This window comes from Streptomyces ferrugineus (assembly GCF_015160855.1).
GTDB lineage: Bacteria > Actinomycetota > Actinomycetes > Streptomycetales > Streptomycetaceae > Streptomyces > Streptomyces ferrugineus.
In genome coordinates, this window is sequence record NZ_CP063373.1 from 9,913,078 (window position 1) to 9,929,003 (window position 15,926).

At 71.2% G+C, this 15,926-nt stretch carries 15 protein-coding genes; 8 read left to right on the forward strand and 7 right to left on the reverse strand.

All coding sequences use genetic code 11. The annotated features are described in order from the left end of the window. Window positions 1-89 precede the first annotated feature (89 nt). A complete protein-coding gene (locus IM697_RS44205) occupies window positions 90-1,478 on the forward strand; it encodes a hypothetical protein (RefSeq protein ID WP_194043359.1) in 1,389 nt (462 codons plus the stop codon). A gap of 44 nt (window positions 1,479-1,522) precedes the next feature. Here the strand turns inward: IM697_RS44205 and IM697_RS44210 are convergent, their stop codons facing one another. The 4 genes from IM697_RS44210 to IM697_RS44225 form a co-directional block, all read right to left on the reverse strand. Then, the gene (locus IM697_RS44210; RefSeq protein ID WP_194043361.1) at window positions 1,523-2,227 is read right to left on the reverse strand and encodes a GntR family transcriptional regulator; all 705 of its coding nucleotides are present in this window, start codon (window positions 2,225-2,227) and stop codon (window positions 1,523-1,525) included. A gap of 131 nt (window positions 2,228-2,358) precedes the next feature. Next, the gene (locus IM697_RS44215) at window positions 2,359-3,909 is read right to left on the reverse strand and encodes an alanine/glycine:cation symporter family protein (protein WP_194043363.1); all 1,551 of its coding nucleotides are present in this window, start codon (window positions 3,907-3,909) and stop codon (window positions 2,359-2,361) included. Then, complete coding sequence (locus IM697_RS44220) at window positions 3,906-4,349, reverse strand: universal stress protein (RefSeq protein ID WP_194043365.1); 444 nt, start codon at window positions 4,347-4,349, stop codon at window positions 3,906-3,908. Before IM697_RS44220 ends, IM697_RS44215 begins: the two co-directional genes overlap by 4 nt. 93 nt (window positions 4,350-4,442) lie before the next feature. Further along, window positions 4,443-5,294 carry a LysR family transcriptional regulator gene (locus tag IM697_RS44225; RefSeq protein WP_194043367.1) on the reverse strand — a complete coding sequence of 284 codons (852 nt, stop codon included), beginning with the start codon at window positions 5,292-5,294 and terminating at the stop codon, window positions 4,443-4,445. A 79-nt stretch (window positions 5,295-5,373) separates the two neighbouring features. Here IM697_RS44225 and IM697_RS44230 point away from each other — a divergent pair, with 79 nt between their 5' ends. The 5 genes from IM697_RS44230 (at window position 5,374) to IM697_RS44250 (ending at window position 10,815) form a co-directional block, all read left to right on the forward strand. Beyond that, the gene (locus IM697_RS44230) at window positions 5,374-5,970 is read left to right on the forward strand and encodes a short chain dehydrogenase (RefSeq protein ID WP_194050147.1); all 597 of its coding nucleotides are present in this window, start codon (window positions 5,374-5,376) and stop codon (window positions 5,968-5,970) included. 126 nt (window positions 5,971-6,096) lie between these two features. Next, a complete protein-coding gene (locus IM697_RS44235) occupies window positions 6,097-7,341 on the forward strand; it encodes an NAD(P)/FAD-dependent oxidoreductase (RefSeq protein WP_194043369.1) in 1,245 nt (414 codons plus the stop codon). Window positions 7,342-7,370: 29 nt separating this feature from the next. Next, window positions 7,371-8,270, forward strand: coding sequence for a dihydrodipicolinate synthase family protein (locus IM697_RS44240; RefSeq protein WP_194043371.1), 900 nt, complete (start codon window positions 7,371-7,373; stop codon window positions 8,268-8,270). Beyond that, a complete protein-coding gene (locus IM697_RS44245) occupies window positions 8,270-9,337 on the forward strand; it encodes a proline racemase family protein (RefSeq protein ID WP_194043373.1) in 1,068 nt (355 codons plus the stop codon). The genes IM697_RS44240 and IM697_RS44245 overlap by 1 nt, the downstream gene beginning before the upstream one ends. Continuing rightward, entirely contained in the window at window positions 9,337-10,815 is a 1,479-nt protein-coding gene (locus IM697_RS44250; RefSeq protein ID WP_194043375.1) for a gamma-aminobutyraldehyde dehydrogenase, read from the forward strand. The genes IM697_RS44245 and IM697_RS44250 overlap by 1 nt, the downstream gene beginning before the upstream one ends. A gap of 11 nt (window positions 10,816-10,826) precedes the next feature. On the opposite strand, the gene IM697_RS44255 is transcribed toward IM697_RS44250, so the two are convergent. Continuing rightward, window positions 10,827-13,874: a hypothetical protein gene (locus tag IM697_RS44255; protein ID WP_194043377.1), complete on the reverse strand. Its 3,048-nt coding sequence runs from the start codon at window positions 13,872-13,874 to the stop codon at window positions 10,827-10,829. Between the two features lie 170 nt (window positions 13,875-14,044). On the opposite strand from IM697_RS44255, the gene IM697_RS44260 reads away from it, so the two are divergent. Then, window positions 14,045-14,227 (forward strand): hypothetical protein, encoded by a 183-nt coding sequence (locus IM697_RS44260; RefSeq protein ID WP_194043379.1) that lies wholly within the window; start codon window positions 14,045-14,047, stop codon window positions 14,225-14,227. Between the two features lie 4 nt (window positions 14,228-14,231). On the opposite strand, the gene IM697_RS44265 is transcribed toward IM697_RS44260, so the two are convergent. Both IM697_RS44265 and IM697_RS44270 read right to left on the reverse strand, forming a co-directional pair. Next, the gene (locus IM697_RS44265; RefSeq protein WP_194043381.1) at window positions 14,232-14,657 is read right to left on the reverse strand and encodes a spore germination protein GerW family protein; all 426 of its coding nucleotides are present in this window, start codon (window positions 14,655-14,657) and stop codon (window positions 14,232-14,234) included. Window positions 14,658-14,670: 13 nt separating this feature from the next. After that, window positions 14,671-15,339: a class I SAM-dependent methyltransferase gene (locus tag IM697_RS44270; RefSeq protein ID WP_228044433.1), complete on the reverse strand. Its 669-nt coding sequence runs from the start codon at window positions 15,337-15,339 to the stop codon at window positions 14,671-14,673. Between the two features lie 172 nt (window positions 15,340-15,511). On the opposite strand from IM697_RS44270, the gene IM697_RS44275 reads away from it, so the two are divergent. Next, window positions 15,512-15,895 (forward strand): MarR family winged helix-turn-helix transcriptional regulator, encoded by a 384-nt coding sequence (locus IM697_RS44275; protein ID WP_194043383.1) that lies wholly within the window; start codon window positions 15,512-15,514, stop codon window positions 15,893-15,895. Window positions 15,896-15,926 lie beyond the last annotated feature (31 nt).

Below are 15,926 nucleotides of genomic sequence, written 5' to 3' on the forward strand. Positions count from 1 at the left end.
ACACCCCCGTACGATCTCCTCGCCGCTCGCACATCAGTGCGCATCCGAGCGCCGCGTGCGGGCATCCGAACGGGAGGGATCACTTGACCATGTCCTTAAGCGCGAGACCCCGTGCCGTCCTCGCTTCGCTGGGGACCCTCGGCCTGGCACTGGCCGCCGCCGCTTCGCCCGCGAGCGCGGCCGACGGGACGCCCACCGCACCGACTCAGCTGTTCAACGGCTACCGGCACTGCTCGACCGACGCGGACCGGCCCTCGTACCGCTGGGCCGGCGACGGCCTCGTCGTCATGGGCATCCCCGGGAGCACCGACACCACCGGCGACTCGCTGGTCGGCGTGCGGTACCAGGCCTGGCCGGTCGCCGACCCGACGCGGATCACGACGGTCACCCGCGACCGCGTCACGCCCGGCTTCGAGGCCCCGGCGACCCTGCCCGCCGGCGCGCTCGCCGACGGGCAGACCTATGCGTGGCAGGCGCAGACGGTGATCGGGGACGCGGTCTCGGACTGGTCCGCCCCCTGCTACGTCACGATCGACAACACCCGCCCGGCGAACGCGCCCACCATCACCTCGCCGAACTACCCGCCGGACGGGTGGAACGAGGGCGGCGAGCCGGTCGAGTTCACGCTGAGCGCGGGCGGTGTCGACGACGTCGAGGGGTTCGAGTTCTCCTGGCAGCAGGACCTGCCGGTGATCGGCACGGACATCGGTGACCAGGGCATTCCGCGGCCCGTCGACCCGTACGAGAACACGAAGTACTTCAAGCGCGCGGACGCGCTCGGCGGTTCGGCCACGCTCAGCCTCGTTCCGCCGACCGGCTCCGGTCCGATGACGCTGTGGGTGCGCAGTCTGGACCGGGCCCACAACGGGTCGGCGATCACCAGCTACACCTTCCGCGTCAACTCCGCGGCGCCCACCGTCACCCCGGCCGTACCGGAACCCGAGTTCGGTGAGCCGACGGAGTTCACGCTCCGTCCCGATCCCGCGCTCCAGGCGAAGAGCCCGGTCGTCAGCTACTCCGTGCGGACCATCGGCGGTCAGAACGACAGGACCTTCGAGGTCGCGGCGGAGTCGGACGGCACGGCGACCGTGCAGCTCACGCTGGACGGCAGCTACGGCGAGAGCCTCCGGGTGACCAGCAGGAGCGCGAACGGCTGGGTCAGCGACGCGGCATCGTGGAGCATCGGCTACGACACCACTCCCACGGTCGCTTCGGACGTCTACCCCGAGAACGGTTCCGGCGGCGGCGTCGGTGTCCCGGGCACCTTCACGTTCACGCCGAAGGTGAAGGACGTCGTGAGCTACACGTACACCTTCAACAACGGTGACCCGGAGGTCACGGTCCCCGCGGACGCCGACCACTCGGCGAGCATCGACTGGACCCCGGCGTCGGACGGCTGGTACGACCTCACGGTCCACGCCACGACCCGCTCCGGCATCCAACTGGCGCCCTACGACTACTTCTTCACCGTGAACTGAAACCCGAACCGATCGCGATCGCCCTGCCCTGCCCTGCTCGCGGCCTACTCGCCGGCTCCGCCGCGCGTTCGCTCGGCGAGCATCTCGAGCAGTTCGTCGGCGCTGGCCCGGGTGTGGCGTTCCACCTCGGCCGCGATCGCGTCGGGGTCGCCGCCGAGGATGGCGTCGATCAGGCGCTCGTGGACGTGCAGCGCCCGGTCGGGATCGGAACGGGTGCTCTCGTCGACCGTGATGGCGAGGTTGATCTGCGCTTCCACGGTGGGCCAGATCCGCTTCAGCATGCTGTTGTCGGAGGCGTCCCAGATGGTGCGGTGCAGGGCGGTGTGGGCCTGGTGCAGGCGCGCGGCGTCCCGCGTTCTGTGCGCGGTCCGGTACTCCAGCCAGGCGGCCCTCAGTCTCGCCGTCCCGGAGCCGTCGGGGTCCTCGGCCAGCGCCCGTGCGGCGAGCGTCTCCAAGGCGACCCGGACGGCCGCGGTGTCGGTGATGAACTTTTCGTCGATGGAGGTGACGACGACTCCGCGGTAGGGCTGCTGTTCCAGGAGCCCTTCGTGGATGAGCTGGTAGATGGCCTCGCGCAGGGTGGGGCGGCTGACGCCGAGCTGCTGAGCGATGTGGACCTCGCGCAGGGGCTGGCCGCCCTTGAGTTCCCCGGCCATGATCGCTCTGCGCAGCTCGTCCACCACCGCGTCCCGGCGGGTCTGGGTGGTGACCGGCCTCGGACCGGCGGCCCGGGCGCCGTGCTCGCTCATGAATCCTCCGCAGATTGTCTGACGCATTCTACGAGGCGGGTCGGGTACCACTGCGCGCGCCCTGTGAACGCCGGTGGCCGTCCCGCCGCACGGTGCGGAGGGACGGCCATCGGCGTTCACAGGGCGGTCGCTCACCTTTCGGACGCGCCCACGCGCCCACCGGTCTCGCTGATCTCACCGACCTCTCGGATGTCGCCCGAGTGCAGGTCCCTCCAGTAGTTCGTGAACTCCCGGCGGACCACCCTGGCCAGGAAGTACAGCCCGATGACGTTGACCAGGGCCAGGAGGAAGAAGACCGAGTCCGCGAACAGGATGACCGGCCCCAGCGCGGACGCCGCGCCGATCACGGTGAAGCACAGGAAGACGCCCTTGTACACCATCTCCGGCTTGGCCCTGTCCCCGAAGAGGTAGCCGAACCCCTTCATGCCGTAGTACGAGTTGCTGAGGATCGTGGAGAAGGCGAAGAGCAGCACCGCGACGGCGAGGACGTAGGGGAACCAGCCGACGACGGACTCGAACGACCGCGAAGTGAGAGTGATCCCGCTGACGTCGGCGACGTCCGAGCCCTTCCAGGTTCCGGTCACGACGATCGTCATCGCGGTCATCGAGCAGACGATGATGGTGTCGACGAACGGTTCGAGGGAGGCCACGAAGCCTTCCGTCGGCGGGCGGTTGGTCTTGACCACCGAGTGCGCGATCGGCGCGTCACCGACTCCCGCGGAGTTCGAGAACGTCGCCCGCTGGAAGCCGACGATCAGGGCGCCGACGGCTCCGCCGGCGACACCTTCCGGCGAGAACGCGCCCGTGACGATCTCCCCGATCGCCCCCGGTATGTCCGCGAGGTGGGTCAGCAGGACGGTCAGGCAGGCGAGCACGTAGAGGACCGCCATGAAGGGCACCATCACGCTGGTGACCCGGGCGATCGACTTGATTCCGCCGATGATGACGGCGGCGGCCAGCACCGCCATGGCGACTCCGACCGCCCACCGGTTGGCATCCAGCCACGCGCCCAGGGAGCCGTCCCCGGACACGCCGACGAGCTGCTGGGTGGCCTGGTTGGCCTGGAAGGCGTTGGTTCCCAGGGCCGCGATCATCATGAAGGCGGCCCATGCCACGGCGAGGAACTTGCCGATCCTCGCAAAGCCCAGCTCGGCCAGTCCGTCCCGGAGGTAGTACATCGGCCCGCCGGAGACGGTGCCGTCCTCGCGGACATGGCGGTACTTCACGGCGAGCATGCACTCCGCCATCTTCGTCGACATGCCGACGAACCCGGCGAACACCATCCAGAAGGCCGCTCCGGGCCCTCCGATCGTGATGGCCACCGCCACACCGGCGATGTTCCCCAGGCCGACGGTGCTCGAGAGCGCTGTCGCCAGCGCCTGGAAGTGGGTGACCTCGCCCTGGGCGTCGGCCGGGGTGTACTTGCCCCGCACGAGGTCCACGGCGTGCTTCATTCCTCGGACGTTGAGGAACTTGAGCCAGATCGTGAAGAACATGCCGCAGATGACGAGCCACGTCACGATGAGCGGGACCTCGGTCCCGAACACGGGCACCGAGTAGAAGACGACGTCGGCCAGCCAGTCGGCGAGCGGCCCGAAGTACTTCTCAAGAGCGTCGTCGACGCTGCCGGCCAGCGACGTCGTCGGCGTCGCGGCGAAGTCGAGTGAGAACGGCGTCGTCACGGGACCACCACCACCGGCACCGTCGCATGCTGAGCCAAGCGGTTCGCCGTGCTGCCGAAGATGGCGACGCGAAGGTCCGAGTCGCCCTTCCGGCCCACGACGATGACGTCGTGACCACGCTCGTCGGCGATGGTGGCGAGCACCTCGGACGGTCTTCCATGGCGAATGTCCACCGTGATCTCGACGTCACCACGGAGGTTCTCGGCTTCGGCCCAGGAGACGAGAGGCTCGATGATCTCGGCTCGCGCCGCCTCGATCTCGGCCCGGCGCTGCACGGGCCGCACCTCGTTGTCCTCCCCGATGGGAAACGAGTAGCGGGACCAGTTGATCACATGGCCGATCGTGATCGACCACTTGTTGACCTGCGCCCTTTTCAGAGCGAAGGCCAGGGCCCGGCGCGAACCATCGCTCCGGTCCACTCCTACGAGAACCGATTCCATCGTCGGGCTCCTTCTCACCGGGTGCAGATTGTCAGGCAATCTGCCCTGGGTCTGGGGCGCCGTCAAGGGTCGGGTGCGTACCAATCGCGGGGGTCAGCCCCGGGTCATGCGCCGGACATGGGCGAGAAAGGTCCGGGTGGCGGGGTGCGTGGCGACACGCGGCCAGGCCAGACGGACCGTGACCGGGGGCGCGTCGGCCAGGGCCAGGTAGCGGACGCCGGGATGCGGATGGCTGTGCTCGGTTGCCTCCGCGGTGACGCCGACCGCGTCTCCGGTGGCGATCACGGTGAGCCACTCGTCGACGTTGGCCACCTCGACCGCGCGAGGCCGCTGCCCGTCGGGCCACAGGTCGGCCGTGGTGGCGGCGGTGGCACAGAGCACGACCGGCCGGTCGGCGAGGTCGGCCAGGCGCACGGCCGCGCGCCGGGTGAGCGCATCGCCGTCCGGCACGGCGACCAGCCGCCGCTCCCGGTACAGCGGCCGGACCTCCAGCCCGGCATTCGGGGAGGGCACCGTGCGCAGGAACGCCGCGTCGATCTCCCCGCGCCGCAGGGCCGCTTCCGGGTCGTCGTGGCGGTGGACGCTGACGGGAGTCCCGGGGTGCCGTTCGCGCCAGGTGCGCAGCAGCGGTACGGTGCGGTCGCCGAGCGCCGCCCAGGCGAAGCCGATGCGCAGCGGACGTACGCCCGCGGTGGTTTCCGTCAGCGCGTCCTCCAACTGACGGAGGATCGAGTGGGCGCGCTCGTACAGCCGCCGGCCGGCGTCGGTGAGGGCCAGGCGGCGGGTGGTGCGCTCCACCAGCCGTACGCCGACCCGGCTCTCCAACTGGTCCAGGGTGCGCGAGAGCGCGGGCTGGCTGATGTGCAGCTCGGCCGCGGCGCCGGTGATGGTGCCCTCGTCGCCGATCGCGACGAGCGCCCGCAGATGCCGTAGCTCCACATTCATAACCCTTGAGCATAAATGCTCCGTGAGAGGCATTTCCCGACACCTGTGGACCGGGCATAGCGTCGCGGCCATGAAGGCTCTGAAGATTCTCCTCATCGGTGCCACCGGCACCCTCGGCACCGCCGTCCACAAGGCACTGGCCGAACGCGGCCACGAGATCCTCACCGTGGGACGCAGCGGCGGCGACCTGCGCTACGACTTCACCGACCCGGCCCGGACCGCCGAGCTGTACGAGCGGGCCGGCCGCGTGGACGCCGTGGTCAGCGCCGCCGGTTCGGTGCCGTACAAGCCGGTCACCGAGATGGCGCCCGAGGATTACCTGGCCGCCTTCCACGGCAAGGCGCTCAGCCAGATCGATCTGGTGCGGCAGGGCATCCCCCGGATCTCCGAGCGCGGCTCGTTCACCCTGATCACGGGCGTGCTGGCACGGGAGCCCATCCCCACAGGCACGGCCGCCTCCATGGCCAACGGCGCGGTGGAGGCGTTCGTGCGCGCCGCCGCCATCGAGATCGCCCCGCAGCGGATCAACGCCGTCAGCCCGACGGTCTTCACCGAGAGCCTGGCCAAGTACGGGGACTTCTTCCCGGGCATGCCGCCGGTCGACCTGGCCGACGTGGCGCGGGCGTACGTCCGTTCCGTCGAAGGGGCCCAGACCGGGCAGGTCTACGCGCTGTAGGCGCCCGCACAACAACTTCACCCCGCCTTGTTGACTGCGCGGCGCACCGGGCCTAGCGTCATCGCCATGGATCAGATTGTTTGACAATCTGCATCGGCACTCTCGGTCAGGAGGTAGCACGACTCCATGCGGATCATTGTTGTCGGAGCCGGAGCCGTCGGCCTGGCCAGCGCCTACCGGCTGGCCCGCAGCGGCTGCGACGTGACGGTGGTGGACGCCCGGCGCGCCGGTTCCGCCGCCACACACGGCAACGCGGCCAAGATCGCCCTGGCCGAGAGCGGACCGGTACCGGCCCCCGGAGTCATCCTGCAAGGCCTGAAGTGGATGCTGAAGCCGGACAGCCCGCTGTACGTCAAGCCGTCCCTCGCCCCGGGCTTCGTGAAGTTCATGCTGACCATGGCCAGGCACTGCACGGCCCGGGACTTCCGCCAGGGACTGCAGGCCACCCTGCGGCTGGCCGAGGGCACCATGGACCTCCTCGACGACTGGACGCGGGACGGCATCGCCTTCGAGATGCACAAGGCCGGCGTCCTGCTCGCCTTCGAGACCCGTGAGCGCTACGAGGAGCAGTGCGCCTCGCTCGACGTCTTCGAGCGGTTCGGCATGGTGCCCGAGCATCTGCACCAAGACGCGGTCCGGGACAGAGAACCGGTGCTGAACGACCGTATCCGCCACGGCCTGTACTTCCCCGACGACCGGCAGGTCGAGCCCGACTCCCTCACCCAGGGCCTGCTCAAGCGCAGCCAGGAGCTGGGCGTCGAGATCCACGAGCACACACCGGTACGCCGCTTCCTGCGCCGCGGCGACGCGGTGACCGGCGTCCTCACCGACAAGGGCGAGTTCAGCGGTGACAGCCTGCTGCTGGCGGCCGGCGTCTGGACCGGCCGGATGTCACGGGCCCTGGGCGTTCCACTGCCCATCCGCCCCGGCAAGGGCTACAGCGTCGACTACTCCCCCGCGCCCGTGCCGCTGCGCACCCCCCTCACCCTGGAGGACGCCCGGGTCGCGGTGACTCCCCTGAACGGGTTTCTGCGCCTGGCGGGAACGATGGAGTTCGGCGGCCTGGAGGAGACCGTCAACCCCCGGCGCGTCGCCGCCATCAAGCAGGCCGCGGCGGACTCCCTCACCGGCTGGGACGACCCCCCGGGAGAGGACGCCCCCTGGGCGGGCCTGCGGCCCATGACCCCCGACGGCCTACCCGTCATCGGCCGCCTCAGCCCGCTGTCCAACGTCTACGTCGCCTCCGGTCACGGCATGCTGGGCCTCACCCTGGCCCCCGCGACCGCCGAGCTCGTCACCGAGGCCATCACCCGACAGCGCCTCCCGGCCCCCGCCGAGGTGCTCTCCCCTCGCCGCTTCACACGCCGCTGACCCCTGTACCCACACCTCAGGAGACCGCCATGTTCACCGGCATCCTCGCCGCCGCCGTCACCCCGCTCACCGCGGACGGCTCCGCCGTCGACGCCGCGGGCGTCCAGCGCCAGGTCGACCACATCGTCGGCGGCGGCGTCCACGGCCTGGTCCCCGGCGGCAGCACCGGCGAGTTCACCACGCTCAGCCTCGACGAACGCAAGCAGGTCACCGAGCTGTACGTCGAGGCCGCCGCCGGACGCGTCCCGGTCGTCGCCGGTACGAGCGCGCTGAGCACCGCCGAGACCGTGGAGCTGAGCGTGCACGCCGAGAAGGCCGGCGCCGACGCCGTGATGATCGTGCCGCCGTTCTACGACGCCCTCTCCTTCGAGGAACTCCTCGCCTACTACGGTGCCGTCTCGGACGCGATCGACATCCCGATCATGTACTACAACATCCCCTCCGCCTCCGGGGTGCGGCTCACCCCCGAGCAGCTCGCCCAGCTGGCCCGCGAGACCGCCGTGGCCTCCTACAAGGACACCGGCGGCGACTACGCGTGGTTCTCCGCCGTCCACCAGCAGCACGCGGCGGACATCACCGCCCTCAACGGCTGGGACACCCTCACCTTCGCCGCCCTCGCGAACGGCGCGAAGGCCGGCGTGTGGGGCACCGCGAGCGTGATCCCCCGGCTGTGCGCCGACCTGTACGACGCCGTCGCCGTCCGCGGCGACCTCGAGGCCGGTCGCGCGCTGTGGGCGAAGATCTTCCCGATCTGCCGGTTCCTGGAGTCCCACAACTACGCCTGCGGCATCAAGACCGGAGTGGAACTCGTCGGCGTCGGCGCCGGTCCCACCCGCCTGCCGGTGCTGCCGCTGGCGCCGCGGTACCGCGAGGAACTGCGCCGGCTGCTGGTCGCGGCCGGTGCCGTCGAGGACCGCGTGGCCGTCTGATGCACCGCCGCATCCACGCGATCGACGTCCACGCGGAGGGCGAGCCCGGCCGCGTACTGGTCGGCAGCCATCTGCACGTCAAGGGGGCCACGATGGCCGAGCGGCTGCAGTACTGCGAGAAGCACCTGGACGACCTGCGCCGGCTCCTGCTCCGGGAGCCGCGCGGCTACCCGGCCCTGTGCGGCGCGCTGGTGCTGCCCCCCGCCGACCCGGCCGCAGACTTCGGCCTGGTCGTCATGGAGCAGGGCGGCTTCCGGCCCATGTCCGGCTCCAATCTGATCTGTGCCGTCACCGCGCTGGTGGAGACGGGCGCGGTGCCGGTGAGCGAACCGGTCACCGACCTCACGGTGGACACCGCCGCCGGGCTCGTCCGGGTCCGGGTGGACGTGGAGCGGGGCAGGGCCACCCGGGTCACCTTCGCCAACGTGCCCGCCTTCGCCGTAGCCCTCGACCACGAACTGGACCTGCCCGAGTACGGGCGGGTGCCGGTCGACGTCGTCTTCGGCGGACAGTTCTTCGTCCAGGCCCGGGCCGAGGACCTGGGCCTGACGGTCGAGCCCGCCGCAGCCGAACAGCTCGCCCGCGCCGGAGCCGTGCTGCGGACGGCGGCCCAGCAGCGGTTCCCGGTCGTCCACCCGCTGAACCCGGGCATCGACCGGATCACCCTGGCGATGATCCACGGCGCGTCACCCACGCCCGGCGTCTTCGGCCGCAACACGGTCGTCCTGCCCAACGGCGAGGTGGACCTGGGCAACCCGGCCACCTGGACCGGCTCGCTGGACCGCTCGCCGTGCGGCACCGGCACCTGCGGCCGCATGGCCGCGCTGCACGCGCGCGGCGAACTCGCCCTGAACACACCGTTCGTCCATGAGTCGATCATCGGTACGACCTTCACCGGCACCCTCGTCGACACCACCCGGGTCGGCCCGTACGAAGCGGTGTCGCCGACGATCAGCGGACGCGGCTGGATCACCGGATTCCACCAGTACGTCCTGGACGACACCGACCCCTTCCCGTACGGCTACACGCTCGGCGACCTGTGGGGCGCCGCTGAAGAGGACCGCTGATGCAGACATTCATCGCAGGCAAGCGCCGCTCCGGCACCTCCGGCGAGGAGTTCGCGGTGGCCAACCCGGCCACCGGGGAGACCCTGGCCACCGACGTCCTGGCCGGCCCCGAGGACGTCGAGGAGGCGGTGGCCGCCGCGCGCGCCGCCTTCGCCGAGTGGTCGCGAGCCACTGCGGCCGAGCGCTCCGAGGCCATGCTGCGCTGGGCCGACCAGGTCCAGGCGCGTGCCGAGGAGTTCGCCCGGGCCGAGAGCCGCAACGCCGGCAAGCCGATCAAGCTGACCCGAGGCTTCGACGTCCCCGGCACCATCGACAACATCCGGTTCTTCGCCGGCGCCGCCCGCAATCTGGAGGGCCGCGCCGCCGGCGAGTACTCCGGCGAGCACACCTCGGTCATCCGCCGCGAACCCATCGGCGTCGTCGGCTCCGTCGCGCCCTGGAACTACCCCCTCCAGATGGCCGCGTGGAAGGTGCTGCCCGCCGTCGCGGCCGGCAACACGATCGTCCTCAAACCGTCCGAACTCACCCCGCTGACCTCGGTGATGTTCGCCGAGGCGGCCCGGGAGGCGGGGATCCCCGACGGCGTCGTCAACATCGTCACGGGCACGGGACCCGTCGCCGGGCAGGCACTTCTCACCCACCCCGATGTCGCCATGGTCTCCTTCACCGGCTCCACCGCCGTCGGACGCCGGGTCGCCGCCCAGGCGGCCGGGCTCGTCAAACGCGTCCATCTCGAACTCGGCGGCAAGGCGCCCTTCGTCGTCTTCGACGACGCCGACCCGGAGGCCGCCGCCCGCGGCGCCGTGGCCGGAGCACTCATCAACGCCGGCCAGGACTGCACGGCCGCCACCCGCGCCTACGTCCAACGGCCGCTGTACGAGGCGTTCGTGGCCCGCGTCGCCGAGCTCATGGACGGCGTACGCCTCGGCCCGGTCGACGACCCCGACACCGACATGGGCTCCCTGATCTCGTTCCGCCAGCGCGACAAGGTCGCCGGCATGGTCGAGGACGCGCGCCGGGCCGGAGCCACCGTCGTACGCGGCGGCAGGATCCCCGACGGCCCGCTGGGCCGGGCCGCCTACTACGAACCCACCCTCATCACCGGCGCCGCCCAGGACTCGGCCGTCGTCCAGCAGGAGATCTTCGGCCCCGTCCTCGTCTGCCTGCCCTTCGACACCGACGACGACGCCCTCCGTCTCGCCAACGACACCCCGTACGGGCTCGCCGCCTCCGCCTGGACCACCGACGTCTACCGTGCCGGGCGCGCGAGCCGCGAGATCCAGGCGGGCTGCGTCTGGATCAACGACCACATCCCGATCATCAGCGAGATGCCGCACGGCGGCTACAAGTCGTCCGGCTTCGGCAAGGACATGTCGGCGTACTCCTTCGACGAGTACACCAACGTCAAGCACGTCATGACCGACATCACCGGCGCCCGGCACAGGTCCTGGCACGACGTGGTCTTCACCGGCCGCTGAGGGTTCGCCGATCACTCCAGGTCGTCCCAGCTCCAGGGAGCGGCGGGGCCGCCGTCGGCCTCCCGCCCGAACCTGAAGCGCTCTTGGTGATCGCTGATCCCGATGAAGTGAGTGAACTGGCCTGCCGCGGGCAGCCGTTCGGCCAGTCTGGCGATCTGGTCGCGGGCACCGACCTTCCGCAGTGTGTTCAGCACGAAGCCCATGATGTTGTCACGACCGATGGCGATGTTCGTGGCGGGGTCGCGGGCCAGCAACACCGCGACCTGTTGTCCGGCGCCGACCCGCCACAGACTGTTCAACAGGTAAGCCACACCGAGGGGGTTGCCGAGGGCGACGTGGGTGGCGGGGTCGCGGGCCAGCAACACCGCGACCTGCTCATCGGCACCGGCTTCCCGCAGGCTCTCCAGCAGCAGGGCCACCGCCCTGGGGTCACCGAGGCAGGCATGGGCGGCGGGATCGCGGGCCAGCAGCCGAGTGAGCTGCTCATCGGCACCGGCCCGCCGCAGATTCTCCAGCAGCAGGGCCACCGCCCTGGGGTCACCGAGGCAGGCATGGGCGGCGGGATCGCGGGCCAGCAGCCGGGTGAGCTGCTCATCGGCACCGGCCCGCCGCAGCGTGTTCAACAGCAGGGCCACGGCCTCCGTGTCGTCGAGGGAGGCGTGCCTGGCAGGATCACGGGCCATCAACGCGGCGGCCTGCTCGTGAGCACCGACCCTCCGCAACGTGACCAGCAGACGGGCCACCGCCCGGAGGTCTTCGCAGGCGGCGCTGGCTACGGCGCGCTCGGCCAGCGAGGTGACCTGCTCCGGTACGCCGATCTTCCGCACCACGCTCAGCAGAAAGGCCGCGCTGTACAGGTCGTCCACCACCAGGTGCGTGGCGGGATCGCGGGCCAGCAGAGCGACGGCCTGCTCCCGGGCACCGACTTCTTGCAGGGTTTCCAGCAGATGCGCCAAGGTCGGGGCGTCTTCGAAGGGGGCGTGGGCCGCGACACGTTCGGCCAGCGAAGTGACCTGCTCGTCCGCGCCGATGCCCCGCAGTGCCCGCAGCAGCGCGGCGACGGTCCTGAGGTTGTCGAGGCAGACGCGGGCGGCGGGGTCCCGGGCCAGCAGCCGGGTGAGCTGCTGTTCGGCACCGGCTCTTTGCAGACTCTTCAGCAGGAACGCCACGGCGATGGGGTTGTTGAGGTCGACGTGGGTGGCGGGGTCGCGAGCCAGCAAGGTGAGGGACTGCTCGTGCGCACCCATCTCCAGCAACTTGTTCAGCAGTTCGGAGACGGCCTCGGGATGATCGAGGGGGACGCGGGAGACGGCGCGTTCGGCCAGCGAGGTGACCAGTTCGTCCGCATCCGCCTGCCACAAGCAGTCCAGCAGACGGGCCGCGACGCGCGGGTCGTCCAGGGCGATGTGGGCGACGGCCCATTGGCCGGGGCGGTGGTCGTCCGGGTACAGGACGTGCAGTTGGCGGACAAGGGCCTGCGCGGCGCGGGAGTCGCCGTGGGCCGTGGCGCGCTTGAGCAGTTGGGCGGCGTCACGGTCCAGGCCTCGGTCCTGGGCGGCATGGGCCAGCACGTACAGGTCGGCAGGACGGGCGTGCGCGGCGGTGGCGGTCCAGAAGTCGATGGGGGGAATCAGGTCGGCACGACTGCGCTGGCCATGTTGGTCGAGGTAGTCGGCCAGCCGGTACAGCAGCCCCTGTCCGGCACCGGGGCCCGGCCCGGCCCGCTGGTCGCGGCGTCTGCGCTGGTTGCGGGGCGCGCCGGTATGGCAACGGGTGAGGATGCCGGGGATGCCCTTGCACGCCGTGCTGACGTATTCCAGCGCGTGGAGCAGCCAATCGCCGTCGGTCCGGTCCCATTCCAGGTCGGTGAGGTAGCCGGGGGCGGCATCCGCCAGTAGGTCCAGTGGGAGCTTGGGCCCGGCGCCGAGACGACGCGCGTCCATGGCCGCGTGGATCAGTGCCTTGGTGGCGGGCGGAGCTTCCTCATAGCGGTCCATCAACGCCGGCACGCCGGCCAGGTACTGGGTGATCTGGCCGTCGCGGGCGTGCTGGGCGGCCTCACTCAGCCGCGGATCCCGATCGGTGTCGTCGGTCAGTCGAGCGAGGTCGACGGCTGTGAAGGCGTCCGGCACCTTGATCTTGTGCCCGTCCAGCAGTTCCCGGGCGTGCGGGTGCCTGTCCGGTTCGGCACGGGTGGTGAGCGTGTCCCAGTACTTGGGCCACAGGGTGGCCAGTACCAGTACCGGCGCCCGCTCGGGGGCGCTCAGCAGGTTCCGCAGGCCGGCGGCGAGCGGTTCGCCGTGCTGGTCCGGTGCGAGCAGGTAGTTCTGCGCTTCGTTCAGCCAGATCACCGTGTACGGGGCGACGTGGGCCAGCTCGGCCAGGACCGGAAGGGTCGGGTCGATGGGGTGCCACAGTCTCCAGGGCTCACGCTGTTCGCGCAGCAGGTCGAGGACCTCCCAGCAGGCGCGGGTCTTACCCGTCGACGATCCACCGACCAGCACCGCGATCCGGCTGGACCCGGAGATCGCCGTCGTGACCAGGTCGGCCAGCTCGTGGTCGTGTTCGCGCGGGACGTATGCGGGCAGCGGTGGCAGCCCGGCCACGGGGGAGCCGATGGCGTGGTGCACCTCCAGGTGGAACGGGTCGGTGACCTCGCTCAGGGGCCGCCCCGGCCGCATCTCCCCCAGTGCCGTCCTGCCTTGTGCGGCCTTGACCGCACGGCTGGTACCGGCCGCCCGCCGCGCCGCCTCCGCCCGGTAGGCCCGCCGCCACCTGCCCTCGTCCAGCAGCCTGACCACGGCCGTGTCCTCGGCCAACCGGGCGTCCACGGCCTTCCCGCGCACGGCATGCACCAGAGCGAGCAGCAGGTCGACCTGCTGGGGGAACCGGGCGGCGCACAGCCAGTCGCCGACCGTGGTCGGGCTGACCTTGACGGCCTCGGCCAGCGCGCGGTTGGAGGGCTGCCCCCGCAACGGCCCGCTGCGGAACGCGGCCAGCTCGGCGACCAACTGGGCGTACTCGACGTCACCCTCCGACGGCCCTGCCTGCCCCACCATCTGCCTCGCCATCTACCTCGCCGAGGAATCAACCGCCGCCCGCCCGGTTCGGTTACAGGCGTCCAATCTATGCCCGAACTCCTCCTGGACGGCCCACTGGACGGACAGCCTCGAACTCGTCCGGCACGGCCCGCCCGGGCCGTCTCCCCCCAAGTCACAGAGAGCCACCCATGAGCCCACTTCAGGTCCTGGCCCTGCTGCTCGCCCTGTCCATCGCCCTGAACATCGCGACAGCCGTGGGCCTACTCGCCCGCCGGTCCGGCGCCGACCTCCCGCACGCGGTTCTCACCGGCGCGGGAGCCGCGGCCACCGCGCTCGGGATCTACTTCGCCGCCGTCGCCGCCTATACGTGAGCGCTCAGCCAGTACGGCGCTTTGCCAGGCGGCGGGCGAGGCGTGGGAGGGCCGTGCCTGCCAGGAGGGCGGCCGTGAGGGGGACGATGACGTCGACCCACGGGTCGCGGAGGGGCTTGTACGTCGCGGTGCCGTCCTTGATCTCGATGAAGCCGACGGGGCGGGCCCCGGCCCCACCGCCGCCGCCTCCGCCCTCGCCGGTCTTGTCCTTGCCGACCTCGCGTCCCGCGCCGCCACCGAAGCCGAAGCCGACCTCGGCGACCGGGATGACGGTGATGCCGTCGCCGACCACGGGTTCGCCGTAGACGGCGGTCACCGAGGCCCGGGCGCCGAGCTTGTCGGCGAGGCGTTCCAGCAGGGTGACCGAGGCGTGGGCGGCGGTCATGTCGGCCAGGGGGAGGAGTTGGGGCGTGTCGTCACGAGTGGTCATCGGGCCCTCCTGATCAGGGGCGTTCGGCGGTGCCGAGGATGTGGGTGGCGGCCGGTGAGGGGACGCGGGTGGCGGGGAAGGGGAACCGGTCGACGGTGGTGACGGTGAAGCCCGCGGTCGCGATGGCCGCCTGGGTGTCGCGGCCCGTGTGGCAGCCGCCCATCAGCCGGGGCCAGACGGTGGCGTCGAGCACCCGCTGGACGCGCCGCATCGCGGGTGAGCCGGCCTGGACGTGCTCGAAGAACCGCAGTTGGCCGCCCGGTCGCAGCACCCGGTGGAGTTCGGCGAGAGCGGCGTGCTGGTCGGCCACGGAGCAGAGGGTCAGGCAGACGACGGCCGCGTCGAAGGCGTCGTCGGGGTAGGGCAGTTGCTCGGCTCGGGCGTCCTGGATCTCCACCGGTACGGGGGCGCCGCGGGCCTGTGTCTCGGCCAGGGCGCGCAGTCGCGGCTCGGGTTCGACGGCGACGACCCGTTTCACCTCGGGCGGGTAGTGCGGGAAGTTCAGCCCGTTGCCCGCGCCGACCTCGACGACCTCGCCGGACAGGCCGGCCAGCAGCCGGCGGCGGTGTTCGGCGACGCCGGCCTTCTCCAGGGCCGGGGCGGCCAGGTTCGCGTAGAAGCGGGCGAAGACCGGGTGCTCGATGTGCTGGGGCATGGTGACCATCTCCCTCTGCTGCAGCATCCCCGGCTCCCACTGCGGCAGCATCCCCGCGAGGCCGCCGGGCTATCCTGATATATGGAGGTGCTACATAGTGAAGTCACTTCACGATTCGCTTCACGATAGGCCGGAGGGGTCCCCTTCCGCCAGAGTCTCACTCGACCGGCTCTTCGAGCTCGCCGAGGTGCTGGGCGCGATGATGCGGCGCGGAGTGGCCGAGCGCGGTCTGACCACGGCGCGGGCCGGTGTGTTGTGGGCCCTGTTCCACGAAGGGCCGATGACCCAGCGTGCGCTGGCGGGCCGGCTGGGGGTCACGCCCCGCAATGTCACCGGGCTGCTGGACGCGTTGCAGGAAGGCGGGCTGGTGGCCCGTGCGGCCCACCCCACCGACCGACGAGCGACCCTGGTCTCCCTGACCGCCACGGGGCGCGAGGTCACCGCCGAGCTCCGCGGCGGACGCGACGGCCTGGCCGCGCTGCTGTTCGCCGACATGCCACCCGGTCAGCTCGACGCCTTCACCACCTCCCTGTCCCGGATCATCGAGCGGCTCAAGGCCGTCGATCCCGGCGGGCGGGAATGACGAACCGGGCCCGCCTCCCCACAGGGGAGAC

What these genes read in the sequence shown, in the direction of transcription:
- IM697_RS44275 (WP_194043383.1), top strand. Translation starts at nt 15,512, where the DNA reads ATGATGCGGCGCGGAGTGGCCGAGCGCGGTCTGACCACGGCGCGGGCC.
- IM697_RS44270 (WP_228044433.1), bottom strand. Translation starts at nt 15,339, where the DNA reads ATGCTGCAGCAGAGGGAGATGGTCACCATGCCCCAGCACATCGAGCAC.
- IM697_RS44220 (WP_194043365.1), bottom strand. Translation starts at nt 4,349, where the DNA reads ATGGAATCGGTTCTCGTAGGAGTGGACCGGAGCGATGGTTCGCGCCGG.
- IM697_RS44210 (WP_194043361.1), bottom strand. Translation starts at nt 2,227, where the DNA reads ATGAGCGAGCACGGCGCCCGGGCCGCCGGTCCGAGGCCGGTCACCACC.
- IM697_RS44235 (WP_194043369.1), top strand. Translation starts at nt 6,097, where the DNA reads ATGCGGATCATTGTTGTCGGAGCCGGAGCCGTCGGCCTGGCCAGCGCC.
- IM697_RS44205 (WP_194043359.1), top strand. Translation starts at nt 90, where the DNA reads ATGTCCTTAAGCGCGAGACCCCGTGCCGTCCTCGCTTCGCTGGGGACC.
- IM697_RS44260 (WP_194043379.1), top strand. Translation starts at nt 14,045, where the DNA reads ATGAGCCCACTTCAGGTCCTGGCCCTGCTGCTCGCCCTGTCCATCGCC.
- IM697_RS44265 (WP_194043381.1), bottom strand. Translation starts at nt 14,657, where the DNA reads ATGACCACTCGTGACGACACGCCCCAACTCCTCCCCCTGGCCGACATG.
- IM697_RS44245 (WP_194043373.1), top strand. Translation starts at nt 8,270, where the DNA reads ATGCACCGCCGCATCCACGCGATCGACGTCCACGCGGAGGGCGAGCCC.
- IM697_RS44225 (WP_194043367.1), bottom strand. Translation starts at nt 5,294, where the DNA reads ATGAATGTGGAGCTACGGCATCTGCGGGCGCTCGTCGCGATCGGCGAC.
- IM697_RS44240 (WP_194043371.1), top strand. Translation starts at nt 7,371, where the DNA reads ATGTTCACCGGCATCCTCGCCGCCGCCGTCACCCCGCTCACCGCGGAC.
- IM697_RS44250 (WP_194043375.1), top strand. Translation starts at nt 9,337, where the DNA reads ATGCAGACATTCATCGCAGGCAAGCGCCGCTCCGGCACCTCCGGCGAG.
- IM697_RS44255 (WP_194043377.1), bottom strand. Translation starts at nt 13,874, where the DNA reads ATGGTGGGGCAGGCAGGGCCGTCGGAGGGTGACGTCGAGTACGCCCAG.